Origin of the sequence: Pseudomonas mandelii, assembly GCF_006438925.1 — a bacterium.
Lineage (GTDB): Bacteria > Pseudomonadota > Gammaproteobacteria > Pseudomonadales > Pseudomonadaceae > Aquipseudomonas > Aquipseudomonas mandelii_C.
This window is the reverse complement of record NZ_RCZA01000004.1, coordinates 490,661-514,958: the sequence shown is the minus strand read 5'-3', so window position 1 is coordinate 514,958 and position 24,298 is coordinate 490,661. Positions and strand designations below refer to the sequence as shown.

Below are 24,298 nucleotides of genomic sequence, written 5' to 3'. Positions count from 1 at the left end.
CGATGGCGTTCTACGAAACCAAGCGCACCAAAGGCACGTTGCTGTGGATGCTCTCCACCAAGATGCTGCCGCCGGTGGGCGTACTGATGCCGATCTACCTGCTGGCCAAAAGTTTCGGCCTGCTCGATACGCGCATCGCGCTGATCGTGATCTACACGCTGATCAACCTGCCGATCGTGGTCTGGATGATTTACACCTACTTCAAAGACATCCCCAAGGACATCCTCGAAGCCGCGCGCCTCGACGGTGCCACGCTGTGGCAGGAAATGGTCCGGGTGCTGCTGCCGATCGCCAAGGGTGGGCTGGCCTCCACGGTGCTGTTGTCGCTGATCCTGTGCTGGAACGAGGCGTTCTGGTCCTTGAACCTGACTTCGTCGAAAGCCGCGCCGCTGACCGCGTTGATCGCCTCCTACTCCAGTCCCGAAGGTCTGTTCTGGGCCAAGTTGTCGGCGGTGTCGACGCTGGCCTGCGCGCCGATCCTGATCTTCGGCTGGATCAGCCAGAAACAATTGGTCCGCGGCCTGTCGTTCGGCGCCGTGAAATGAAGATCGCCGACTCAACGCGATCCACTGTGGGAGCGAGCCTGCTCGCGATGGCGGAGTGTCATTCAACAGTGATGTTGACTGACACGGCCTCATCGCGAACAGGCTCACTCCCACAAAAAAGCCCGCACGGCTCAACTGAATAACAACAAGTGGAGGCCCATCATCATGGCCAACCTGAAAATCAAGAATCTGCAAAAAGGCTTCGAAGGCTTTTCCATCATCAAAGGCATCGACCTGGAAGTGAACGACCGCGAGTTCGTGGTGTTCGTCGGCCCGTCGGGCTGCGGCAAATCCACCTTACTGCGACTGATCGCCGGCCTGGAAGAAGTCAGCGGCGGCACCATCGAACTGGATGGTCGCGACATCACCGAAGTCAGCCCAGCCAAGCGCGACCTGGCGATGGTGTTCCAGACGTACGCCCTGTACCCACACATGAGCGTGCGCAAAAACATGTCGTTTGCCCTCGATCTGGCTGGCGTACCGAAAGCCGAAGTCGAGAAGAAAGTCGGCGAAGCGGCGCGCATCCTCGAACTCGGGCCGATGCTCGAACGTAAACCGAAACAGTTGTCCGGCGGTCAGCGTCAGCGCGTGGCCATCGGCCGGGCCATCGTGCGCAATCCGAAGATCTTCCTGTTCGACGAGCCACTGTCCAACCTCGACGCCGCCCTGCGGGTGCAGATGCGCCTGGAACTGTTGCGACTGCACAAAGAACTCAAAGCCACGATGATCTACGTAACCCACGACCAGGTTGAAGCCATGACCATGGCCGACAAAGTCGTGGTACTCAATGGCGGCAAAGTCGAACAAGTCGGCTCGCCACTGGACCTGTATCACCAGCCGGCCAACCTGTTCGTTGCCGGGTTCCTTGGCACGCCGAAAATGGGTTTCCTCAAGGGCAAAGTCACCCGCGTCGAGAGCCAGAGCTGCGAAGTGCTGCTGGACGCCGGCACCCGCATCACGTTGCCGCTGAGCGGCGCCAACCTGAGCGTCGGTGGCGCGGTGACCCTGGGCATTCGCCCGGAGCATCTGAATCTCGCGCAAACCGGCGACTGCACCTTGCAGGTCACGGCGGACGTTAGCGAACGCCTGGGCAGCGACACCTTCTGCCACGTGGTGACCTCGTCCGGCGAAGCGCTGACCATGCGCGTTCGCGGCGACCTGGCCAGCCGCTATGGCGAATCGCTGAGCCTGCACCTGGACGCCGAGCACTGCCATTTATTCGATGCCGACGGCGTGGCGCTGACCCGCCCGTTGCGCGCTGCGGCCTGATTTTAGAGAGCACGTGATGAAACTCAATAAACAGAACCTCAACCGCCTCGCCCCCGAGGTGGTCCTGCCCGCCTACACCCTGAGCGACACCCGCCAAGGCATCGCGCACATCGGCGTCGGCGGTTTCCACCGGGCACATCAGGCGTATTACACCGATGCGTTGATGAATACCGGCGAAGACCTGGACTGGGCGATTTGCGGCGTCGGCCTGCGCGCCGAAGACCGCCGCGCCCGAGACGATCTCAAAGAGCAGGATTACCTCTTCACCCTGTTCGAGCTGGGCGATACCGACGACACCGAAGTTCGGGTCATCGGCGCGATTCGCGACATGCTGCTGGCCGAAGACGGCGCACAAGCGCTGATCGACAAACTCGCCAGCCCCGAAATCCGTATCGTTTCGCTGACCATTACCGAAGGCGGCTACTGCATCGACGACAGTACCGGCGAGTTCATGGCCCAACTGCCGCAAATCCAGCACGACCTGGCACACCCGAGCGCACCGAAAACCGTGTTCGGTTTTCTCTGCGCCGCGCTGGCTAAACGCCGTGCAGCCGGCACGCCCGCGTTCACCTTGATGTCCTGCGATAACCTGCCGCACAACGGCGCGGTCACTCGCAAAGCGTTACTGGCTTTCGCCGCCCTGCGCGATGCCGATCTGCGGGACTGGATCGCCAGTCATGTCAGTTTTCCGAACGCGATGGTCGACCGCATCACGCCGATGACCAGCACCGAACACAAGCTGCAACTGCACGATAAACACGCTATCGACGACGCCTGGCCGGTGGTCTGCGAACCCTTTGTGCAATGGGTGCTGGAAGACAAGTTCGTCAATGGTCGGCCGGCCTGGGAAAAGGTCGGCGTGCAGTTCACCGACGACGTCACGCCTTATGAAGAGATGAAGATCAAACTGCTCAACGGCAGTCACCTGGCACTCACTTATCTGGGTTTTTTGAAAGGTTACCGCTTCGTTCACGAAACCATGAACGACCCGCTGTTCGTGCGCTACATGCGTGCCTACATGGACCTGGACGTCACGCCGCAACTGTCACCCGTGCCGGGGATTGACCTGACCGAATACAAAAACACGCTGGAGGCGCGCTTCTCCAACCAGGCGATTGCCGATCAGCTGGAGCGCGTGTGTTCGGACGGTTCGTCGAAGTTTCCGAAGTTCACGGTGCCGACGATCAATCGATTGATTGCTGATGGGCAGGAGACCAAACGGGCGGCATTAGTAGTAGCGGCTTGGGCGTTGTATTTGAAGGGCGTGGACGAGAATGGCGATACCTACAGCATTCCTGATCCGCGGGCGGCGTTCTGTCAGGCGTTGGTGGCGGATGATGCGTTGATCACGCAGCGGTTGCTGGCGGTTGAGGAGATTTTTGGTACGGCGATCCCGCATTCGCCCGAATTTGTGGCGGCGTTTGAGTGGTGCTGTAACAGCTTGGGTGACGTCGGCGTGTCGCGGACGTTGGAGCGGGTGTTGGCTTAAGCACGGCGGTGAGTCTGCCTCCGTCTTCGCGAGCAGGCTCGCTCCCACATAGGATCGGTGCTGGAGACAAAAAATCCGTGGCCTCCTGTGGGAGCGAGCCTGCTCGCGAATGGCCTCACCGAGATCGACCTGACACACCAAGGATCTTCCATGGCAAATCAACAATTATTCCTCGGCATCGACTGCGGCACCCAAGGCACCAAAGCCATCATCCTCGACGCCGTCAGCGGTCAGGTGCTGGGCCAGGGTGCCGCCGCGCACAGCCTGATCAGTGGCGCCAATGGCCGCCGCGAGCAAGACACCTCGCAATGGCTGGAAGCCTTCGCGCTTGCCACCCGCCATGCATTGCTCGCGGCGAAGGTCGACGGCCAGGACATCCTCGGCATCGGCGTTTCCGGCCAGCAACACGGGCTGGTGCTGCTCGACGATCAGGGCCAGGTGCTGCGTCCGGCCAAGCTCTGGTGTGACACCGAATCCACCCCGGAAAACGACCGACTGCTTGCCCATCTGGGTGGCGAAAAAGGCTCCCTGGAACGCCTCGGCGTTGTGATCGCGCCGGGCTACACCGTCTCCAAACTGCTCTGGACCAAAGAACAACATCCGCAGATTTTCGCTCGCATCGCACGCATCCTGCTGCCCCATGACTACCTCAACTATTGGCTCACCGGCCGCAGTTGCAGTGAGTACGGCGACGCCTCGGGCACCGGGTATTTCAACGTGCGCACCCGCCAATGGGACTTGCAGCTACTGCGTGACATCGATCCCACCGGGCGACTGCAAGCCGCGCTGCCGGAGCTGATCGACGCTCATCAAGCCGTCGGCACGATCCTGCCGAGCATCGCCGAACACCTGGGCATCAACCCGCAGGCGCGGGTCTCCAGCGGCGGTGGCGACAACATGATGGGCGCCATCGGCACCGGCAATATCAAGCCCGGTGCAATCACCATGAGCCTCGGTTCTTCGGGGACGGTGTACGCCTATGCGGACCAGCCGAAAGTCAGTCCGGACGCTTGCGTCGCAACGTTCTGCTCCTCCAGCGGTGGCTGGCTGCCGCTGATCTGCACCATGAACCTGACCAACGCGACCGGGGTGATTCGCGAGCTGTTCGAGCTGGATATCGAACAGTTCAACAACCTCGTCGCGCAAGCACCCATCGGTGCCGAAGGCGTGTGCATGCTGCCGTTCCTCAACGGCGAGCGCGTCCCCGCCCTGCCCCATGCCACCGGCAGCCTGCTGGGCTTGACCATGACCAACCTGACCCAGGCCAACCTGTGCCGCGCGGTGGTCGAAGGCGCGACCTTCGGTTTGCGTTATGGACTGGACCTGCTGCGCCAGAATGGCTTACAAAGCCGCAGCATTTGCCTGATCGGCGGCGGCTCGAAAAGCCCGGTGTGGCGGCAGATCGTCGCTGACATCATGAACACCCCAGTCATCTGCACCGAACAAAGCGAAGCCGCAGCCCTTGGCGCCGCAATTCAGGCGGCGTGGTGCAAGTCCTGGGAAAACGGGCATGAAGACAGCCTGGTGGATCTATGCGAGCGCTGCGTGAAGCTCGACCCAGCCAGCGAAACCTTGCCGATCGCAGACAATGTGGCGGCCTGTCAGCAAGCCTACGAACGCTATCAACAGCATGTCGAAACCCTTTAAAGAGTGAATAACTATGTACCTGGTGTGTGGCGAAGCGCTGTTCGATTTCTTCAGTGAAGAGGACGCCAGCGGCCTGGCTTCAAAAGTGAGTTTCAAGGCGATTGCCGGTGGCTCGCCGTTCAACGTGGCGGTGGGTTTGCGCCGTTTGGGCGTGGACGCGGCACTGTTTGCCGGCCTGTCCACCGACTATCTCGGTCGACGCTTGCAGCAGGTGCTGCAGGATGAAGGCGTGCGCGCGGATTACCTGGTGGATTTCGCTGCGCCTACGACCCTGGCGATGGTGGCCGTCGGTGCCAATGGTTCGCCGCATTACAGCTTCCGGGGTGAAGGCTGCGCGGATCGTCAGCTGAAAACCGAGCATCTGCCGGAACTGGGCCCTGAGGTACGCGGCCTGCACATCGGTTCGTTTTCGCTGGTGGTGCAACCGATTGCCGACACGCTGTTGGCATTGGTGCAGCGAGAAAGCGGCAAACGCTTGATCAGCCTTGACCCCAACGTGCGGCTCAATCCTGAGCCGAATATCGGCCTGTGGCGTTCGCGGATTGCGACCTTGGTTGAGCTGGCCGACCTGATCAAAGTCAGCGATGAGGATTTGAGCCTGTTGTACCCCGAGCAGGATCCGCAACGGGTGATCGAAGGCTGGCTGCAGCATCGCTGTCAGTTGGTGTTTCTGACCCGTGGTGGCGAGGGGGCGACGGTGTTCAGCCGTAAGCATGGCTCCTGGTCGGTACCGGCGAGTTCAGTGAAAATCGCCGACACCGTGGGCGCTGGCGATACGTTCCAGGCAGCGCTGATTACCTGGCTGACGGAGCAGCAGCTGGATTCGGTTGAGGGCGTACAGCAGCTCAGTCGTGAGCAGATTGATGCGATGCTCAAGTTCGCGGTGCAGGCAGCGGCGCTGACCTGCAGCAAGACCGGGCCGGATTTGCCGTATCGGCAGCAACTCACCTAACTGATTGTTCCGGTCACAACACCGAAGGGCTGTTACGGGCTACAGACGACTTTAGTCGGTAAATGACGGTTCGTTTCCTTGAACGAGGCGCTTTAATCCTGCACCATCCGCCCCAGCTTATTCAAAGGACGGAATTAAAGGCATGCTGGACGCGAACGCAACCCATATTTCCCTGACGCTGGAAGGCGTTTCCGTTGACCTTCAGGTACTCAGCTTCGTCGGTCGCGAAACCCTCAATCAACCGTTCTGCTTCGACATCGAACTGGTCAGCGCGCGCCCCGACCTGAAACTCGAAGAGTTGCTGCACAAGCCCGGCTGCCTGACCTTCGGCGCCACCGGCAAAGGCATCATCCACGGCCTGGTGTACCGCATCGAGCAAGGCGACTCCGGCAAAAGCCTGACCCGCTACAGCATCAGCCTGGCGCCGCAACTCGCCTACCTGCGCCACAACCATGACCAGCAGATTTTCCAGCATTTAAGTGTGCCGAAGATCATCGCTCAGGTCCTCGAAGCGCGCGGCATCCTGGCCGACGCCTACAGCTTCCAGCTCGGCGCGATCTACCCCGAGCGCGATTACTGCGTGCAGTACGACGAGTCCGACCTGCATTTCATCCAGCGCCTGTGCGAAGAAGAAGGCATTCACTTCCACTTCCAGCACAGTGCCAGCGGCCACAAACTGGTGTTCGGCGATGACCAGACCGTGTTCCGCAAACTCGCGCCCGTCGCCTATCAGCAAGACTCCGGCATGGCCGCCGAGAAAACGGTGATCAAGCGCTTCAACCTGCGCCTGGAAACCCGTACCACCCGCGTCAGCCGCCGCGATTACGACTTCGAGAAACCGCGCATCCTGCCCGAGGGCTCCGCCAAAAGCACGTACGCCCCGGACCTGGAAGACTACGACTACCCCGGCCGCTTCACCGACCGCGAACGCGGCAAGCAACTGGCAACCCGCGCCCTGGAACGCCACCGCAGCGACTACAAACTTGCTGAAGGCAAAAGCGACGAGCCCACCCTGGTCAGCGGCCACTTCATGGCCCTGAGCGAACACCCGCGCGCCGAGTGGAACGACCTCTGGCTGCTGCTGGAAGTGGTGCACGAAGGCAAACAGCCGCAAGTGCTCGGCGCAAACGTCATCAGCGACGTCACCCAGAACAAAGACGATTTCCACCAGGGCTACCGCAACCGCTTCCTCGCCACCCCGTGGGACGCGCACTTCCGCCCTGCCCTCGAACACCCGAAACCCAAAGTCCTCGGCAGCCAGACCGCCATCGTCACCGGCCCTGCGGGTGAAGAAATCCACTGCGACGAATACGGTCGCGTCAAAGTCCAGTTCCACTGGGACCGCGAAGGCCAGGCCGACGACAAGACCAGCTGCTGGCTGCGCGTCGCCACCGGCTGGGCCGGCAGTGCCTACGGCGGCATCGCCATCCCGCGCATCGGCATGGAAGTACTGGTGTCGTTTATGGAAGGCGACCCGGACCAACCACTGATCACCGGCTGCCTGTACCACAAGGAAAACGTCGTCCCCTACGACCTGCCGGCGAACAAGACCCGCAGCACCTTCAAAACCCTGAGCTCGCCGGGCGGCAACGGTTACAACGAGTTTCGGATTGAAGACAAGAAAGGTGCGGAACAGATTTACGTGCATGCCCAGCGCGATTGGGATGAAAACATTGAGCATGACCAGAAGATCCGTGTCGGTAACGAGCGGCATGACACAGTCGAGGCCAATGTTTTAAGCGTATTCAAAGTTGAAGAACATCGCATCACCCACCTCGACCGCAAGACTGAAACCCGGGCGGATGATCACCTTACTGTTGGCGTGACTCAGCATGTGAAGGTGGGGACGGCGCAGTTTGTTGAGGCGGGTCAGGAGATTCACTACAACGCTGGGGAAAAGGTCGTCGTGGAAGGCGGCATGGAGCTGACGGCCAAGGCTGGCGGGAGCTTTGTGAAGGTGGATGCGGGGGGCGTGACGATTAGTGGTGCGCAGGTGAAGGTTAACTCCGGCGGTGGTCCCGGCGCGGGGACGGGGATTCAGATTCTCCCTCCTGTTATTCCATGGGCCGCCGCCCAGGACAAAGCAGGCGCCCTGCTCGTCCCGGCCGCCGTACAAATGGCCATGGCCAAAGCCGCCCGTGCGGCTGGGGACATCCGCTGTCCGATTTGCGAGGCCTGCCGTGAAGGCAAATGCGACCTGGGGACTGCGGCATGAGCGACGCACTGAACAACTGGCTCGGCGAACAAACCCGGCTCAACCGAGTCCTGATCCTCGCCCTCGACAGCCTCGCCGAACCAAACCCGGTCACCTCGCTGTACAGCGCCGGCCTGATGCAGCGCTCGGTGCAACTCTATCGAGGCACCCAGTACGCCGAATTCGTCGCCATCAGCCCATGGCTGACCGAACTGTCCAACCCCAGCGCCGACGCCTTCCGCAAACTGCTGGACGACCCACAGCGAAACTGGGGCTGGATCGGCAGCATGGACAACGCCGACCTCGACGGCCTGACCCAACACTGGCGAGCGCGGATGATCATCGACGAAGACGGCGAACGCTCGTTGTTCCGTTTCCAGGACAACCGTGTGATCGCCCGCTGCCTGGCCAACCTCAAAGAAACCGAATATCCGCTGCTGCTTGGCCCGATCGCTAGCGTATTGTTTTGGGATGAAGATCAGTGGAAGAGCGCCGACAACGTCCGGCCTGGGGTTTACCCGGCTCCTGATCCGGCGCCCTGGTTACGAAACCCTGAGTCCGGCGAACAGGCCCGCAGCATCTTGCGCGACAACCTCAAGCGCTGGCTGCTGACCTACCACGTGGAAGCTGCCGCTGAACTGGCGGAAACACGCGTCGTCAGCGAGTGGCTTGAGGAGCAGATGGACTTGCTGGATCTGTGGCAATGGAAAACGCCGGAACAGCGCAAGTTGATGCTGAGTCGACGGTTGAACGCCAAGTGCATGGACGATGTGGCGTGGGAGCCTTTGCCGGGGGAAACGCCGGAGGTGCATTTTGCGCGGTGTCAGCGGGTGTTCGTTGAGCCAGGCGTTGCCGTTTGAAAATCAGGTTCTGGTTGCTGCCGGGATTGGTGCTGCTTCTCGGCGCGTGTAGTTGGGTGGGATCTGCTGCCCGAAACAGCATTGAGGATGTGGCCAGTCGTTATGGGCGCGAGCATTTCACGCTTGTCGTCAGTGTTCCCCCGAATTTCGGCTTTACCTCTAAAGCGCAGTATTCACCGAAAGAGGGTCAGGACTGTGAGGTTTATAGCCCTGGCTTAGGCGGTTTGGTTACTCGACAACAACAGAAATCCGATAAATTTCCGGCAAAAGGCGTAGAGCAGACAGTCTCAACAGAGATCCCGTTGGAGTACCACATTGCTGGTTGCTCGATGGTGCTTACCAGAGTGAGTTATGAGGTTAATGCCACTTACGGTGCTGACGTTTGGGATCATGGATTGGATCACGCAGGCGGACTGGCGATTGTAAAGAACGCATCGAAAACAACCTTAGATGGTTCCGAACAAAGAGGTCTATGCACATGGCTTTTCCAAATAAGCGTTGCTAAAGCCAAGAAAGGTGCAATTGAGAAAATTCTGTCCTGCAATGCTGCCGATGAGAAATGGCAGGTTCCAGAGAATAAACCTGAGCGGCGCAAGCCTGGTGGTGTCGCCGATAGAAGCTCCCTTCCCGGGAAAGTCATAAAACTTGTGCTGCGCCAATCATCCGAGGAGCGACCTGCAATCGGCGACGCTTGGCAAAAGCACGCTGAAGGATGGAAACCTTGCCTCGGAAAAGGCATAAACGATCCATACGGATTCTGTCGAGGCAACACTAAAGAGTTTAGAACTTTCAAGCTGAACGGACGCGAGTGCACCGTCTACCCAAATTGCACAGAGCAAGGAGCGTTTAATGAGTAGCAATTTTTTTTCAGGCAGCGCCAAGTCAGTATTTTTTCTTGTTCTTCCACTGATGGGCGCTTGTAGCTGGGCTGGGCCGATGGCCAAAGACAGTGCAGAAGCAGCAACTAGTTACTATGGCTCAGAATCCTTTACCTTAGTCGCGACGACACCCGCCAACTTTGGATTTACATCGAAAGCCCAGTATGCACCACGGGCAGGACAGGACTGTAAAACTTACGTACCTGGCTTGGGTGGAGAAGTCACCAGACACCAGCAAAAAACTGACCGGATCGACGTTAAAAATATCGAGCAAACTGAACGCTTCGATATACCTTTGGAGTATCACATCGCAGGCTGCGTCATGGACTTGATGCGTGTAGATACCAGCATCAACGGACGATATGGCACCTCATCATTGGATATTGGTGGAGACGGTGGTGGAATATCTATCCGAGAATTTGTTCCCTCGGATGTATCAAGAAACGCATTAACCAGAGACACCGAATTTCGAGGTCTGTGCACTTGGATGTTCCAGCTCAGTGTTGCAAGAATTCAAAAAGACGGCATTTCTAAAATCTTGTCGTGCAGTGCTGCAAATAACGACTGGACAGTCCCCGCTGATTATTTTTCTCGAAACAAACCCGGCGGATCGGTGCAAAAATCCACCCTAAAAGACAGTGAAGTAAAAGTAACGTTTCGCATCTCCGATGAAGAAGAACCGAGCAAGGATAATCGGTGGATAAAAACCCCAAATGGGTGGAAGCCATGTCAAGGCACGGATAACTCAAAGCGGTGCCAAACGCCGCCAACCTTTAAAACTTTTAAAATGAACGGACGCGAGTGCACGGTCTACCCGTCCTGCACGGAATAAGGACTTCCCAATGACAGAACCATATCTGTGTGATAAGAGAGTTTGCCCCGCCAGAGGTAGTTGGATTAGTTTTAGGTTTGTAGATGAGTTCGGCGATGGAAAGCCTTACGCGGGATTGAACTACGAACTAACTGATTCGGAGGGCCAGAAATACGAGGGTATGCTCGATGGTGATGGATACGCAAAAATCAGTAATAACTATAAAGGGCCAGTGACGCTGACCTTAGCAAAGGCTTATCCCGGCGGCGAAGAATTTTACGAAGATCTTCGAGATCGAAAAAACTACCGAATCCCCCTAACGGCTTTTCAGGTTGCCGCTGAGCGAACCTTACACCGCCCTATTGGAAGTAGCGCGAAGACTGGTGCTTATAGAGCGGCGTCAGAAAAAGCGGAATTTTATAACGTTGAAGTTTGCCAGTTTGTTCAACATACACGTCACTTGCCGCCCGAGGCAAAGTTGTCTAAACCTGTTCCATATGGCTGGACAAAACTTGCGTATGACTTTGGGAAGGGAAAGGTGCCCGAGTACGGGCTTGCGTTTTTACCCGACAAACATTATGTGCTGGAGGTGCGGGCCTTACGTGCTTTCAGACCTCTGCTCTCCCTGGCACCGGCGTTTAGCGCGCTTAATCTTTACAATCTGTCACTTTTCGCAACGCTTAGTTACGGAGCTTTCGGTCAAGTTCCTGAAAACCCAAACGCGCCTAAGGATCCGGAAAAACCCGAATCCCCGGAGCCAGGCGGGGAAGTAACGTTTCCTATTGTGGGAACTGTGGGTCATGTTCTTCAGACATGTTTGGCTTGCTATCAGGAGCCTATGCGTTACGCCGATGCTAAAATTGTGAATTACCCCATTGTTGAGGATGTGCCTTATTCGAAGCGTTTGGAGATTATCCCGTACGACCCGGACCTCTATAAAAACGCGGACGAACAAAAAACGCCCTCAGAAGTCCATTTCTTCAACGATCAACGTCAGGGCATGACTGATTGGAAAAACACTGATACTCAAGCCTACGCGACTCACGATGACCGTATGATCCTTATTGCGGTCCGTGGAACGGCAGAAAAATGGGACGCTTGGCGCGATGGAGATGCTGAGCAAGTACCCGTTGAAGACGGTGTTGGAAAAGCACACCAAGGTTTCCACGAAGGTTACGTGGCTGTAAAAGCCTTTTTAGCTGGGTACATTGAGCGATTCAGCACAGGCAATCAGCGAATTCTTGTCTGCGGTCACAGCCTCGGTGGTGCAATTGCACTGTTAGTCGCCGAATGGATACGTCGGAACTACGACCCTGACGTCATTCTTTACACTTTTGGCTCACCGCGGGCAGGTGATGCCGAGTTTGTTGAGGGTGCCAAGTCTCTGGTTCACCATCGAATCGTGAATAACAATGATCCGGTGCCAAGCGTACCTGCCGCATGGATGGATACAAATAAAGCAGTCTGGATCACAGGCATTGCAGCCACAGTAACCGGCGGTGTTGCCCCCGTCGTGGGTGGCATCGTGTTCGGTGCTGGTTTGAGCAGATTTGGCGGCGAGCCGTATCGACATCAAGGTGAGCAGCGTTACTTCATGCCCTTAAGACTGCCCGGAAATCAGGTTTCCTCCGTCTTATGGACTCCCGGTTGCGAAGGTTTCGAAGAATCGGCAATGACCCAACTCTGCTATGCCAACGTAAAAAATAACGACACACCGGAACGTAGCAACTTTGGCATACAAGTGATGAATGGCGCTGATCACACGATGCTCGGAGGTTACATTCCTGCTTGTTGGGCTACCTTGCGCCGCTGGCAAGACACCCAAACAAGCGGCGGTAAGGTGCTAACTGCAAGGGAAGCAGACAACATGCGCACACAGATAAAAAATTACCGCGCTGCACTTGAGAAATGGCAGTTAGCTGCTGATACGGAGTTCCCGGGCGGCACCATCGACAGCAAAAAGAACGACCGGGCTACTGCTGTACAGCGAAACTCTTCAATGGCGGATCTTCAGGCTCGTCAAAAAGAAATCCATTTAGCAATCAAACACAATAAGGCAGAGTTGGAGGAAATCGAAAACACGCTTCAACGCGTCACATCGTTGGAGTCAACCACTCTGCAATTGGCGGATGTTTATGGTGACCGCGCTGAATTGCCCGACATCAAGAAACATGTTGAGCGTTGGGCGGAGCATAAAGAAAACCAAGTGGTAGTGCGTATTGCGCAAATTCCTTCGTCGCAATCCGCTAGCATGGCCTGAGTCTATGCGGGGTGAGAGCCCTTAGTGTGGAATCTGCATGTGCAATAACGTATCAAAAAATCCAGCCCTTACAGGGCTGGATTTTTTATTTGTCTAACGTCAGACCGGCGCCTTCCACCCCATCATCTGCTGCTGCGCAACCAGCAGCAAATCGGACCCATCCTGCGTCAGAAGATAAAGCGCATGCGTAATGTGCGGAATATCTTGAACATCACCGTACTTGAAGCATTGGCAATGGAGCGTTTCAAGCAACTGGCTGGCGGCTCGGACACGCTGTAAAGCGGCTTCGAGTATGTCTTGGGGATTGGCCTCGGTGTCGATGACCATTGGGCTTGTCTCGGTAACGCTGCTTTTGATTGAGCGATAGCGATCTGGGAATGGATTTAGCGTTGGCATAGTAATTACTCGAGCATTAATTAGTAATCGCCAGCACCGTGACCAAACGATGGAGGCGGCTGTGTACAGGCTTGGTCAACCGCTAACACTCAAAACGGCTCGCCCGAAAGCGTCCTGCACACAGCCACCATTGCAACGCACTACGAGACGTAGAAGTCCGCAGCGCGAATGATGGCACATATATGTGCAGTGTTAATCAGGTGACCAAACCTGCTCGCTGATTTTGCAGCGAGGTCAAACAGTAAACGCTGGTACCTTGCCGACGAAAGACGACAAAGAGTCCAAGCGTGTAGGACCTCGCCGAAGCTCCCCCAAGTTTTTTTACCTACATGAAACCTCTGTCAGAAACCTTCTCGCGACAGGCGGCATTCAGTCGGGTTAACCATCGCTTAACCCCGCGGTCCAAAACTTTACTGGACCGCACGCCCTCAGAGTTCTCTGACGCCCAGTGCGGCAGGTTCGACGCCAATACGTCGAGCTGACTTCCCTCCCGCATCGGAGATCGTTCATGAACATGCGCACCTTGCTGATCACCACCGCCCTCGCCTGCACCGCGTTTGCCGGCCTGGCTCAGGCCAATGACACTTCATCCTCCCAGGCCGTGCCCTATCACTACGGCATGCCGCTTCACGTAGGTAAGGTCGTTGCGCTGACTGAACCGAATACGCTGGATTGCAAAGTGGTCACAGCCGACATGAAGTACATCGATAGCACCTCGGGCAAGCCTGCGGAAATCTCCTATCGGAAGCTTTCCGACGCTTGCAGTTATCAAAACTGACGGAAAGGTCTGATTCAATACTTTGCGGTATTCCTGTGAGGGGTTCTGGCGCTATGCTCAGCGCCTCCCCCCACTGCCGCAAGGATTCGCCATGCAGTTATCGTTTCGTACCCTGTCGACTTTTACCGCCGCGCTGTGTTTTCTGTTGGCCCTGGTCTGGGGTTTGATGCCGGACAGGTTTCTGTCAATCTGGAGTATCGAGTACTCGTTGGCGGTGGGCGTTGTCGCGCGGCGCAGCGCAATGCTGTTCGCGGCATTGGGCGTGATGTTTTATCTGGTTCGAAACGAGTCGCCTTCGATCACCCGCCATGCGCTGACCAATGGTTTCATGGTCGGCTGCTGGGGCTGGCAGCACTGGGCTTCGGCGAATGGCTCAATGGCCATGCCGGTCCGGGCATATTGCTTGCGGTGGTGGTTGAGCTGGCGCTGGGTCTGGCGTTTCTCCAGACCAAGCGCGTGTCGGTGGAGCTCGAAACCGTGGGTTAAAGCGCTTTTCTGTCTGGATGCAGAGTCTGGGCAATGGTTTGGTGCTGCATGTCAGAGCGCAGTCCAGCTATCAGGTCATTGATTTCTCGGCAACCATTCAGCTGTTTGGCATTTATTCCTGTCTTCATTAGATCGAGGTGATCGGTTTCACGATCGGAATACACCTTGACGGTCATCGACAGGTCCGGCGACAGCGTGCATTGACAACGTTTCGGCAAAAAGCTGCTTTCAATGATATTGCGAAGTTCCAAGGCAGAAAGAAACATGGCGAACCTCTCCTTAATGTGAGACTGCCGATCAACTATCGATACTGACGCAATGAAATCCCCGGTCAGCTTAAGACCAGCTTCAGCATAAAACATGCCTTGGATTTCGCACTGCAGCTCATCGGTAAATCAACGATTTAGCGAAACCGCACGTAAATAGCCCCTGCAATATGCAAGAAAGGCGTTGTGGTGCCCCTGCAATTTGCATACATCCAGCGACAAGTTTGCATTGGCCGACCACCCCAGTAAGAATGCGGCCAATCAATTCAGTATCCGCTGACCCCACAGGCACGCAAGGAGGCATCATGGGTTCTTTGACCTATATCACTACCGTCGGGCTGATTGTTGCCGGGCTGTCGACCATCGCTCACGCCGCGAAACTAGAAGAGGTTGCGCCGTTCCCCAAAGCTGAGAGCGGTTTCACCCGCCAGGTCATTCACCTTGCCCCACAGACGCAGGAAGACGGCTACCAGGTCGAAATCCTCGCCGGCAAAACCCTGACCGTTGACTGCAATCGCCAACGCCTGGGCGGCATTCTCGAGGAGAAAAACCTCGAAGGTTGGGGCTACCCGGTCTACCGACTGGAAAAAGTCATCGGCCCAATGAGTACGCTGATGGCCTGCCCGGACGGCAAAAGCAAAAAGGACTTTGTGCCGGTGGTCGGTGACGGTTTCATGCTGCGCTACAACAGCAAACTGCCGATCGTGCTCTACGTGCCCAAAGACGTCGAAGTCCGCTACCGGATCTGGTCGGCGTCGAGCAAGGTCGAGAAAGCCGTTCAGGAATAATCGTTCTATCCCGTTACAGGAGCGCCATTTTGATTACCTGCCACGTCAAATATGTGATCGATCCGTATCAACTCAGCGAATTCGAAGCCTACGCCAAAGCCTGGCTCGGCATCGTCGAGCGTTTGGGCGGTACGCACCACGGGTACTTCCTGCCTTCCGAGGGCGCGAGCAATATCGCCTACTGCCTGTTCAGTTTTCCTTCGCTGGCGGACTACGAAAGCTACCGGCATATCGCGATGACTGACGCCGAAAGCACCGCGCTCGTAGCTTCGCTGGTCGAAAAGAAATTTATCGTCAGTTACGAGCGGACCTTCCTGCGCCCGCTGCTGGCCTGACACCGCTCACGCCGGGGCGCCGCTCAACGCGGCGCGCTCGGCCACATGGCGCAAACTGTCGAAATTGATATTGGCGCCTGAGTCGATCGCTACCAGTGTCTGACCACGGGCACCGGTCTGCGCCACGTACTTCTTGATTCCGGCCACGGCCAACGCACCGGAAGGTTCGGTGATTGAGCGGGTATCGTCGTAGATATTCTTGATGGCGGCGCAGAGTTCGTCATTGCTGACCGTCAACACCTCATCGACACAAAACCGGCAGACTTCGAAACCATAAGCGCCGATCTGGGCGACGGCGACACCGTCGGCGAAAGTGCCTACATTTGGCAGGACAACTCGCTCGCCGGCCTGTAATGCCGCGGACAAACACGCGGAATGCTCCGACTCGACGCCGATGATGCGGACGTCAGGTCGCAAGTATTTGACGTACGCCGCGATGCCGGCGATCAGGCCGCCACCACCCACGGGGACGAAGATCGCGTCCAGTGAACCTTGATGCTGACGCAGGATTTCCATGGCGACGGTGCCCTGTCCCGCGATCACGTCCGGGTCGTCGAAGGGCGAGACAAAGGTGCGACTGGTTTGCCGTGCCAGGTTCAGCGCATAGTCCAGGGCAAACGGAAAACTCTCACCGTGCAGCACGGCGTCGGCGCCCCGACTGCGTACACCGAGCACCTTCAGTTCCGGCGTCGTACGCGGCATGACGATGGTCGCCGCAATTCCCAGTTCACGCGCTGCCAGCGCTACGCCCTGCGCATGATTGCCCGCCGAAGCGGTGATCACACCGCGTGCCTTTTGCTCATCGCTCAGTTGTACCAGTTTGTTATAGGCACCGCGGATCTTGAAGGAAAAGGTCGGCTGAAGGTCTTCGCGCTTGAGCAGGATCTGATTGCCGAGCGCCTCGGACAGCGCTGGCGCCGATTGCAACGGCGTACACACCGCGAGTTCATACACGGGCGCGGCGAGGATCTTTTTCACGTAGTGCTCAAGCAAGGTCTGCTGGGCGGGGATGCTCATGGTTGTCTCCTGTCGTACACCGACTGCGTAGGAGCTGCCGAAGGCTGCGATCTTTTACTTTTGCTTTTAAAAGCAAGATCAAAGATCGCAGCCTTCGGCAGCTCCTACGCCGGTCGGCGTTGGTTCAAGACCCAAGAGACAGAAAGAAAAAACCCGCCTCGAGGGCGGGTTGGGTGCTGCAGTCGTGAGCTAGCCCGCCAAATAAGGAATGGCGGTAATAATGCTTGGCTGGCAGCGCAATACAGTGGAAGTCATGTCCGGAAATTAGCCGGACGCCGATGGCAAGTCAATGGCCAATTTTACTCGGCCTCTGTAGGCTGCCGACTCTGTTCATCGTCCCAAGGAAGGAAACCATGAAGTCTGTCGCCCTGCCCCTCATTGCACTGATCGCATTCGCCGGCTACACCGTTTCGGTGATGCTTCAGGCCGAACAGTCATTGATCGACTTCGGCATCAGCCTGATGTCGCGCCCCGACACGGCGCAAGTGGTGATTGATTTGTACCTGCTGGCGACGCTCGCGGGGATCTGGATGTACAAAGATGCGCGCAAGCGTGGGCGGTCACGGTTGTCGGTGGTGCCGTATCTGTTGCTTACCGCAATATTTGTTTCCATCGGACCGTTGTTGTACTTGGTGGTGCGTGGGCTGCAGGATCGGAAGAAATCCGTAACCATCCATCAAGAGGTCTGATCCTGGATTTGTAGTGCTTTTGAGATTGCCATCGCGGGCAAGCCCGCTCCCACAAGGGTTCTGTAGCGGACTCGGAACTTGCGTACACCCTGATCAAAATGTGGGAGCGAGCTTGCTCGCGAAGGCGATCTGACAGCCGCCAAATTTATTTCGCCAACCGCCTGAGCCCGAGCACCATCACTCCAGCCCCCATTATCATCGCGGTCAGAAACAACGGATACGAAACCCACCACGGCACGCCCGCCGTCATCATGCTGAACTCGGACATGCCGCCGATACTTGCAATCAGGTTCAGCGGCAGAAACACCACATTGATCAACGTCAGTTTGCGCAGCAGGTTGTTCATGCTGTTGTTCATCAGGTTGCCCCGGGCGTCGATCAGCCCGGAGAACACCGTGGAGTAGATTTCCGCCTGTTTGTAGCACTGATTGTTTTCGATGATCAGGTCGTCGATCAGGCCAATGGCCTGGGCGCTGAAGTGTTCCTTTTCCGCGTGGTTGCGCAGCCGGGTCAGGACCGCGCCGTTGCTGTGGATGGCATTGATGTAATAGATCAGGCTCTCGCTGAGGTTGAACATCTGGATCAGGTGCTGGTTTTCCATCGAAGCATTGAATTTTTGCTGCAACTCACGGGCAACCAGTTTGATCACCTTCAAGTGGCCCAAGTAGTGATGGATGTTGTTGAACAACAAATCCAGCAACACATCCAGCGGTGTGTTCAGCCGCTGCCGGGTGCCGAGCCCTTGCAGCGGCGAGTCATCGGTGGCGATCACCAGCAAACGATGCTCGGAAAACAGCAAACCGCAGGACGACACTTCAAAAGCCAGGCTGCCGGCACCGGAATAGTTTTCCGGGCGTTTCCAGATCAGGAACAGGTTGTCGGGGTGAAACTCGATTCGTGACACTTCGTCGGGGTCCAGGGCCGAGGCCAGGGCGTGTTCATCGACTTTGAAATGGCTGTGCAGCAGATCCCGTTCGGCCGCATCGGGATTGCTGAACAACATCACTTCGGCGTCCAGCCGTTCGACTTTGTGCAGGACTCCGTGGATCAGTTGAAAGCTCTTGATCATCCGCAGCTCACCAGGCCTGGCCGCGGCGCTTGAGTTCCAGGCGACGGACGAACTCTTCCAGCACCAGTGAATACAGATCGTCCTGCAAGTAAGCGTCTTCGATGCCGGCGTCCATGTTCGGGTTGTCGTTGACCTCGATCACCACCACTTTGTCGCCGGACTGCTTGAGGTCGACACCGTAGAGGCCATCGCCGATCAGGTTCGCGGTCTTCACCGCCAGCTCCACCACCGCCCGCGGTGCTTCGTGAACCGCCAAGGTACGGCATTCGCCATTGATGTCCTGGCCCTTTGCCTTGTGGTTGTAGATCTGCCAATGGCCCTTGGACATGAAGTACTGGCAGGCAAAGATGGGTTTGCGGTTGAGCACGCCGATGCGCCAGTCGTATTCGGTGTAGAAGAATTCCTGAGCCAGCAATAGTACCGAATGCTCGAACAGTTCGGCCGTGGCTTCGAGCAAGGCTTGCTGGCTTTCGACCTTGATCACACCCCGAGAGAAACAGCCGTCGGGGATCTTCAACACCAACGGGAAACCGAGGCGCTCGCCAACCCGCTCGAAGTCTTCCGGTCGCTCTTTATAGAGAATTTCGGTGGCGGGCATACCCAGTTGGTGGCTCTTGAGCAGATCGGTCAGGTACACCTTGTTGGTGCAACGCAGAATCGACGCCGGATCGTCCATCACCACCAACCCTTCGCTCTCGGCTTTCTTGGCGAAGCGGTAGGTGTGGTTGTCGACGCTTGTGGTCTCGCGGATCAGCAACCCGTCGTATTCGGCAATACGTGCATAGTCCTTGCGCTCGATCAGTTCGACGTCGATGCCCAACGTCTTGCCAACCCTGACGAAGTTGTCCAGCGCCTTGGCATTGGACGGCGGCAACGCTTCTTGGGGATCGTGCAGGATGGCCAGGTCATAACGGGCCAAACGCCGGGAACGCGGCACGCGCCAGATCTTGCGGCTGAAACTGTCCAGGGAGTTGGCGAACTGGTCTTCCTGATCTTCGCGTAACTTATGTAAGGCGCCGGACTTTATCCCTTCAATGTGCCAGCCGTTAGTTCGACGAAATTCAACTAGTAATATCGGACACGGAAATACTTCAAACAACTGTCGCGCCAGATCCTGTAACGGCTCGATATGAGTCTTGCCAAAGTACAGTGTCAAGGTAAAGCCTTCGGTATCGCTGTAAAGATGATGACTGAGGGCTTTTTCCAGGGTTTTATCCAGATCATCCAGGGCCAGGCCGTACAAGGATTTTCGAGTCAGTTCGCTGATGGTCCGCACCGACGGAATCACCTTGTGTCCACGGGCTTCGGCCAGTAGCGAGCAATAGTAACCGTGCCCCAGGTACTTGTAGCTGCGGCACAGGTTGATCACCTGGATCCGCTTGCCCCGCTCGTCATCACGGGTTTTTTCGAGGTATTCCTGAGCCGTCACGATGTCTTCACTGGGGAAGTAGGAGGTCCAGTCTTCCTTGCGTTCGACGATGATAATCAACTGGCTGGAAGTTCTAACACCGTCATTTAAATAAGTTGCTGCCGGCAAAGTTTGCTCGGATACTTCGCGCCAATGACCCAGTACCGCTGACATAGTGATTGATCCGTTGGAGAACAAGACCTTTCCTATTAAGCACGAACTTTTTAGAAAGTCCCGTTTCGTTACGCAACTTTTACGGTGGTCATATGAATCTGGTTTTTCGCTTGGCGGTCGTTGAAGACTTACCGGCGCTGCTGGAACTCGAACAACACTGTTTCACCACGGATCGGCTTAACCGTCGCAGTTTTCAATGGATGATCACGCGGGCCCACGGGCAACTGCTGGTGGCCCAGCGTGGCGAGCACCTGGTCGGTTACGCCGTGGTGCTGTTTCACCGGGGCACTTCCCTGGCGCGTCTTTACTCGATTGCGATCGCCACCGACGCGCGCGGCAGCGGCCTGGGCAGGCAGTTGCTCGAACGCGTCGAGGCCTGCGCCCTTGAGCACGACTGCGCCTACCTGCGGCTGGAAGTACGCATCGACAACCCGGCAGCGATTGCCCTGTATGAGCGCAATGGTTATCGACGCTTTGCACTGATTCACGACTATTACCAGGACCACGCCGACGCGCTGCGACTGGAGAAGCGCATCCTCCAGCACCGCGACTCACGCAACATCAAGGTGCCCTGGTACCCGCAGACCACCGATTTCACCTGCGGCCCGGCCTGTCTACTGATGGCCATGGGCGCGCTGCAAGCGGATCGCGTGCCGGAGCGTCGCGAAGAACTGCAGATCTGGCGCGAAGCGACCACCGTGTTCATGACCTCCGGCCATGGTGGCTGCAGCCCTCAAGGCTTGGCGCTGGCGGCATGGCAAAGAGGGTTTCGGGTGCGACTGCAACTGAGCATGACCGGGCCACTGTTTCTCGATGGCGTACGCGATGCGCATAAAAAAGAGGTAATGCGCCTGGTGCACGAGGAGTTTACGGCGCAGCTGCACACCACTGACGTCGAACAGGTGATCGGCGGGCCGCTGGATCTTCCGGGTTTACTGAACGGTGGCGGGCAGCCGCTGGTACTCATCAGCAGCTACCGCCTGACACGTTCCAAATCGCCGCATTGGGTGATCGTCACCGATTGCGATGAAGAGTTCGTTTACCTGCATGACCCGGATGTCGACCACAGCCAGCATCGCCAACCCATGGACTGCCAGCATTTGCCGGTCAGCCATGGGGAGTTCGACAAGATGAGCAGCTTCGGACGAGGCAAGTTGCGTGCGGCAGTGGTCCTGTACGCCCGATCATGAGTGTCACAATCCCTGTAGCAGCTGGCGAAGCCTGCGTTCGGCTGCGCAGCAGTCGTAAAACCATCCACCACGGTGGTTCAGTTAGACCGAGGTGACCGGGTTGGCGACTGCTGCGCAGCCGAACGCAGGCTTCGCCAGCTGCTACAGGAATCGGTTACTTCAGTCCGATCTTGTACAGGGCCCCATCGTCCTCATCGGTCAACACATACAAATACCCGTCCGGCCCTTGCCGCACATCGCGAATGCGCTTGTTGAGTTCGCCCAGCAAGCGCTCTTCGTGAACCACCCTGTCGCCATCGAACTGCAAGCGGATCAACTCCTGGCTCACTAACGCGCCGATAAACACGTTGTGCTGCCAGGCCTTGAAGCGGTCAGCGTCGTAGAACGCCATGCCGCTGAGGCCGGGGGACTTTTCCCAGACATGGTGCGGGGCGACGGTGCCTTCGGCGGACTTGCCCTTGGCTTCCGGTATCGGCTGGCCGGAATAGTTGATGCCATGGGTTGCCATCGGCCAGCCATAGTTCTTGCCTCGCTCGATGATGTTGATTTCATCGCCACCCTGGGGACCGTGCTCGTTTTCCCAGAGGGTGCCGGTCCAGGGATTGAGCGCCGCGCCTTGTGGATTGCGATGACCGTAGGACCAGATTTCCGGGCGTACGCCGGCCTGACCGACAAAGGGATTGTCATCCGGCACCTTGCCGTCCGGGTAGATCCGCACGACCTTGCCTTGCAGCTTGTCGAGGTCTTGGGCGGTCGGCCGGTCATTGTTCTCGCCAAGGGTGATAAACAGATAGCCGTCGCGATCAAACACCAACCTGGAGCCGAAGTGGTTACCGACTGAAAGCTTGGGTTCCTGACGGAAGATCACTTTGAAATCCTTGAGGGCCGTCAGGTCGTCGGACAAACGTCCGCGCCCGACCGCCGTCCCGGCCTTGTCGCCCTCACCACCCCCTTCGGCATACGACAGATAGACTGTGCGGTCTTGCTTGAAGTCGGGCGACAACACCACATCCAGCAAGCCGCCCTGCCCTTTGGCCCAAACCTTTGGCACGCCACTGAGCGGAGCGGAAAGTTTACCGTCGGCGCTGACCACCCGCAGGTTGCCGGGCCGTTCGGTCACCAGCATCCCTTGGCGATCGGGAAGAAACGCCAAAGCCCAAGGATGTTCGAGCCCCTTGGTCATTGTCGTCACCTCAAGGGTGCCCTGCTCGCTTTTAAAATTCTGGGTTGGCGCTGCGAAAACGGGCGCCGTGACGGTGATCAGTGCGCTGGCGCACAGTGTGGCCAGAAGGGTTTTACGCAACATGCACGATTCCTTTTGTCGTTCGAATGGCTGGCAAGATCGCTGTCGTGCCGTTCAACGGTTGCTGGTGTCTGCGTCCCGATGAGGTGGGTTGGGAATGAATTTCGGTGGGGTGGCGGGATGCGACCGGTCTTGGGGATAACGGTTGCCGATGCCACCATTATCAAGGGTCGGTGGCCGCGGCACGGGCACTGTGTTCGGCCCACGAATGGCCGGCGCGCTGGGTTGCGTGCCTTGCATGCTGTTGGGATTGGCCCGGCGAATCGGGCTGTTGTAAGGATTGCTGGTCTGGCCCGTTGGGCTCTGGGCCAACAGCAATGAAGAAGGTGGCGATGCGGTGTCAGCCTGGGCCAGATTGCTCAGCACGCCACTCAACGCCAACGCGGTGCAGCCGAGCACAAATCTGTTCATGGGGTGCCTCTCGACATCAGCGTGGATAGGAACTTCGATATCACGCTACGCCCGGGGTTCGGATTTGTTAACTAAAACCTCCTTCACAAGATGTAACACGAGTTGACCCGACCGCCGATACGCCCGCAGGACCGGGTCGCAGCCTGCTGAAACTTTTGCACAGCGGCACAGGTCACCTGAACATCACTCGCGAGAAGACGACCATGGCACGGGCAATCTGGAAAGGCGCGATCAGTTTCGGTCTGGTGCATATCCCTGTGGCGCTGGTCTCGGCGACGTCCTCGCAAGGGGTGGATTTCGACTGGCTCGACAGCCGCAGCATGGACCCGGTGGGCTACAAGCGCGTCAACAAGGTCACCGGCAAGGAAGTGACCAAGGAACACATCGTTAAAGGTGTGCAGTATGAAAAGGGTCGGTATGTGGTCCTCAGCGAAGAGGAAATCAAGTCGGCGCACCCTCTGTCCACTCAGACCATCGACATCTTTTCCTTTGTCGACAGCGAGCAGATCCCCCTGCAAAACATCGATACGCCCTACTACCTCGCGCCGGATAAACGCGGTGGCAAGGTCTATGCGCTGTTGCGCGAAACGTTAAGCAAAACCAATAAAGTCGCCCTGGCTCATGTTGTGCTGCACACGCGCCAACACCTTGCCGCGCTGATGCCGCTGGAATCGGCGATGGTATTGGTGATGCTGCGCTGGCCTGCCGAAGTGCGAAGTCTGGATACGCTTGAGTTGGGCAGTGAAGTCACCAAGCCCGAACTGGCCAAAGGTGAACTCGACATGGCCAAACGACTGGTTCAAGACATGAGCGCAGACTGGAAACCCGAGGATTATCGCGACAGTTTTGAAGACAAGATCATGGCCTTGGTGGAGAAAAAGGCCAACGAAGGAAAAATCGAAGATGTCGAAACGGCGACTGACGAAGAGGAGCGCAAAACCGCAGACGTTATCGATCTGACCGAGCTGCTTAAACGCAGCCTCGGCGGCAAGAGCACGGGCAAAACGAAGCCGGCCCCAAACAAAAAAGCCACGAAGACTTCTCGTGGCTGATTGATGGTTTTGCGGTGGATGTTATGGCCCC

Annotated in this window: 22 protein-coding genes and 2 pseudogenes; 17 read left to right on the top strand and 7 right to left on the bottom strand. The window is 57.3% G+C overall.

The window, feature by feature from the left end; all coding sequences use genetic code 11:
• The 10 genes from EAH74_RS12450 to EAH74_RS12400 all read left to right on the top strand — a co-directional run.
• Positions 1 to 545, top strand: a 545-nt coding sequence (locus tag EAH74_RS12450; protein WP_140678727.1) for a carbohydrate ABC transporter permease, incomplete at its 5' end; no start/stop codon positions are given.
• A gap of 165 nt (positions 546 to 710) precedes the next feature.
• Positions 711 to 1,814, top strand: a complete 1,104-nt coding sequence (locus EAH74_RS12440; RefSeq protein WP_140678725.1) for an ABC transporter ATP-binding protein — start codon at positions 711 to 713, stop codon at positions 1,812 to 1,814.
• Positions 1,815 to 1,830: 16 nt separating this feature from the next.
• A complete protein-coding gene (locus tag EAH74_RS12435) occupies positions 1,831 to 3,303 on the top strand; it encodes a mannitol dehydrogenase family protein (protein ID WP_140678723.1) in 1,473 nt (490 codons plus the stop codon).
• 150 nt (positions 3,304 to 3,453) lie between these two features.
• Positions 3,454 to 4,950: a xylulokinase gene (gene xylB / locus EAH74_RS12430; RefSeq protein ID WP_140678721.1), complete on the top strand. Its 1,497-nt coding sequence runs from the start codon at positions 3,454 to 3,456 to the stop codon at positions 4,948 to 4,950.
• A gap of 13 nt (positions 4,951 to 4,963) precedes the next feature.
• Complete coding sequence (locus EAH74_RS12425; protein WP_140678719.1) at positions 4,964 to 5,902, top strand: carbohydrate kinase family protein; 939 nt, start codon at positions 4,964 to 4,966, stop codon at positions 5,900 to 5,902.
• 142 nt (positions 5,903 to 6,044) lie between these two features.
• The gene (locus EAH74_RS12420) at positions 6,045 to 8,117 is read left to right on the top strand and encodes a type VI secretion system tip protein VgrG (protein ID WP_140678717.1); all 2,073 of its coding nucleotides are present in this window, start codon (positions 6,045 to 6,047) and stop codon (positions 8,115 to 8,117) included.
• On the top strand, positions 8,114 to 8,956 hold the full coding sequence (locus tag EAH74_RS12415) for a DUF4123 domain-containing protein (protein WP_140678715.1): 843 nt from the start codon (positions 8,114 to 8,116) through the stop codon (positions 8,954 to 8,956). The genes EAH74_RS12420 and EAH74_RS12415 overlap by 4 nt, the downstream gene beginning before the upstream one ends.
• Complete coding sequence (locus EAH74_RS12410; protein ID WP_140678713.1) at positions 8,953 to 9,813, top strand: hypothetical protein; 861 nt, start codon at positions 8,953 to 8,955, stop codon at positions 9,811 to 9,813. The genes EAH74_RS12415 and EAH74_RS12410 overlap by 4 nt, the downstream gene beginning before the upstream one ends.
• On the top strand, positions 9,806 to 10,666 hold the full coding sequence (locus EAH74_RS12405; RefSeq protein WP_140678711.1) for a hypothetical protein: 861 nt from the start codon (positions 9,806 to 9,808) through the stop codon (positions 10,664 to 10,666). The genes EAH74_RS12410 and EAH74_RS12405 overlap by 8 nt, the downstream gene beginning before the upstream one ends.
• A gap of 10 nt (positions 10,667 to 10,676) precedes the next feature.
• Positions 10,677 to 12,905, top strand: a complete 2,229-nt coding sequence (locus EAH74_RS12400; protein WP_140678709.1) for a lipase family protein — start codon at positions 10,677 to 10,679, stop codon at positions 12,903 to 12,905.
• A gap of 99 nt (positions 12,906 to 13,004) precedes the next feature.
• On the opposite strand, the gene EAH74_RS12395 is transcribed toward EAH74_RS12400, so the two are convergent.
• Positions 13,005 to 13,301, bottom strand: coding sequence for a hypothetical protein (locus tag EAH74_RS12395; RefSeq protein WP_140678707.1), 297 nt, complete (start codon positions 13,299 to 13,301; stop codon positions 13,005 to 13,007).
• A gap of 508 nt (positions 13,302 to 13,809) precedes the next feature.
• Between EAH74_RS12395 and EAH74_RS12385 the strand changes: the two genes are divergently transcribed.
• Positions 13,810 to 14,079 carry a DUF2790 domain-containing protein gene (locus tag EAH74_RS12385; RefSeq protein WP_140678705.1) on the top strand — a complete coding sequence of 90 codons (270 nt, stop codon included), beginning with the start codon at positions 13,810 to 13,812 and terminating at the stop codon, positions 14,077 to 14,079.
• Between the two features lie 91 nt (positions 14,080 to 14,170).
• A pseudogene (locus EAH74_RS12380) lies at positions 14,171 to 14,565 on the top strand (hypothetical protein).
• Here the strand turns inward: EAH74_RS12380 and EAH74_RS12375 are convergent.
• Positions 14,562 to 14,831, bottom strand: a complete 270-nt coding sequence (locus tag EAH74_RS12375) for a DUF1652 domain-containing protein (protein ID WP_134419986.1) — start codon at positions 14,829 to 14,831, stop codon at positions 14,562 to 14,564. The pseudogene EAH74_RS12380 and the gene EAH74_RS12375 overlap by 4 nt on opposite strands.
• A 305-nt stretch (positions 14,832 to 15,136) precedes the next feature.
• Here EAH74_RS12375 and eco point away from each other — a divergent pair, with 305 nt between their 5' ends.
• Entirely contained in the window at positions 15,137 to 15,619 is a 483-nt protein-coding gene (gene eco / locus EAH74_RS12370; RefSeq protein ID WP_140678703.1) for a serine protease inhibitor ecotin, read from the top strand.
• A 29-nt stretch (positions 15,620 to 15,648) separates the two neighbouring features.
• Entirely contained in the window at positions 15,649 to 15,954 is a 306-nt protein-coding gene (locus EAH74_RS12365; protein WP_033055038.1) for an NIPSNAP family protein, read from the top strand.
• Between the two features lie 24 nt (positions 15,955 to 15,978).
• On the opposite strand, the pseudogene ilvA reads toward EAH74_RS12365, so the two are convergent.
• Positions 15,979 to 16,971, bottom strand: a pseudogene (gene ilvA, locus EAH74_RS12360) (threonine ammonia-lyase, biosynthetic); the annotation flags it as partial.
• Positions 16,972 to 17,324: 353 nt separating this feature from the next.
• On the opposite strand from ilvA, the gene EAH74_RS12355 reads away from it, so the two are divergent.
• Complete coding sequence (locus tag EAH74_RS12355) at positions 17,325 to 17,660, top strand: DUF2834 domain-containing protein (RefSeq protein ID WP_140678699.1); 336 nt, start codon at positions 17,325 to 17,327, stop codon at positions 17,658 to 17,660.
• Between the two features lie 145 nt (positions 17,661 to 17,805).
• On the opposite strand, the gene EAH74_RS12350 is transcribed toward EAH74_RS12355, so the two are convergent.
• A complete protein-coding gene (locus EAH74_RS12350) occupies positions 17,806 to 18,729 on the bottom strand; it encodes a magnesium transporter CorA family protein (protein ID WP_140678697.1) in 924 nt (307 codons plus the stop codon).
• 7 nt (positions 18,730 to 18,736) lie between these two features.
• Positions 18,737 to 20,311: a RimK family protein gene (locus EAH74_RS12345; RefSeq protein ID WP_140678695.1), complete on the bottom strand. Its 1,575-nt coding sequence runs from the start codon at positions 20,309 to 20,311 to the stop codon at positions 18,737 to 18,739.
• 92 nt (positions 20,312 to 20,403) lie between these two features.
• On the opposite strand from EAH74_RS12345, the gene rimI reads away from it, so the two are divergent.
• Complete coding sequence (gene rimI / locus EAH74_RS12340) at positions 20,404 to 21,501, top strand: ribosomal protein S18-alanine N-acetyltransferase (protein WP_140678694.1); 1,098 nt, start codon at positions 20,404 to 20,406, stop codon at positions 21,499 to 21,501.
• 154 nt (positions 21,502 to 21,655) lie between these two features.
• Here the strand turns inward: rimI and EAH74_RS12335 are convergent, their stop codons facing one another.
• Both EAH74_RS12335 and EAH74_RS12330 read right to left on the bottom strand, forming a co-directional pair.
• Positions 21,656 to 22,807 (bottom strand): PQQ-dependent sugar dehydrogenase, encoded by a 1,152-nt coding sequence (locus tag EAH74_RS12335; protein WP_140678692.1) that lies wholly within the window; start codon positions 22,805 to 22,807, stop codon positions 21,656 to 21,658.
• Positions 22,808 to 22,858: 51 nt separating this feature from the next.
• A complete protein-coding gene (locus EAH74_RS12330) occupies positions 22,859 to 23,215 on the bottom strand; it encodes a hypothetical protein (protein WP_140678690.1) in 357 nt (118 codons plus the stop codon).
• Between the two features lie 203 nt (positions 23,216 to 23,418).
• Here EAH74_RS12330 and EAH74_RS12325 point away from each other — a divergent pair, with 203 nt between their 5' ends.
• Positions 23,419 to 24,267, top strand: coding sequence for a Ku protein (locus tag EAH74_RS12325; RefSeq protein WP_140678688.1), 849 nt, complete (start codon positions 23,419 to 23,421; stop codon positions 24,265 to 24,267).
• The last annotated feature ends 31 nt before the right edge of the window (positions 24,268 to 24,298 follow it).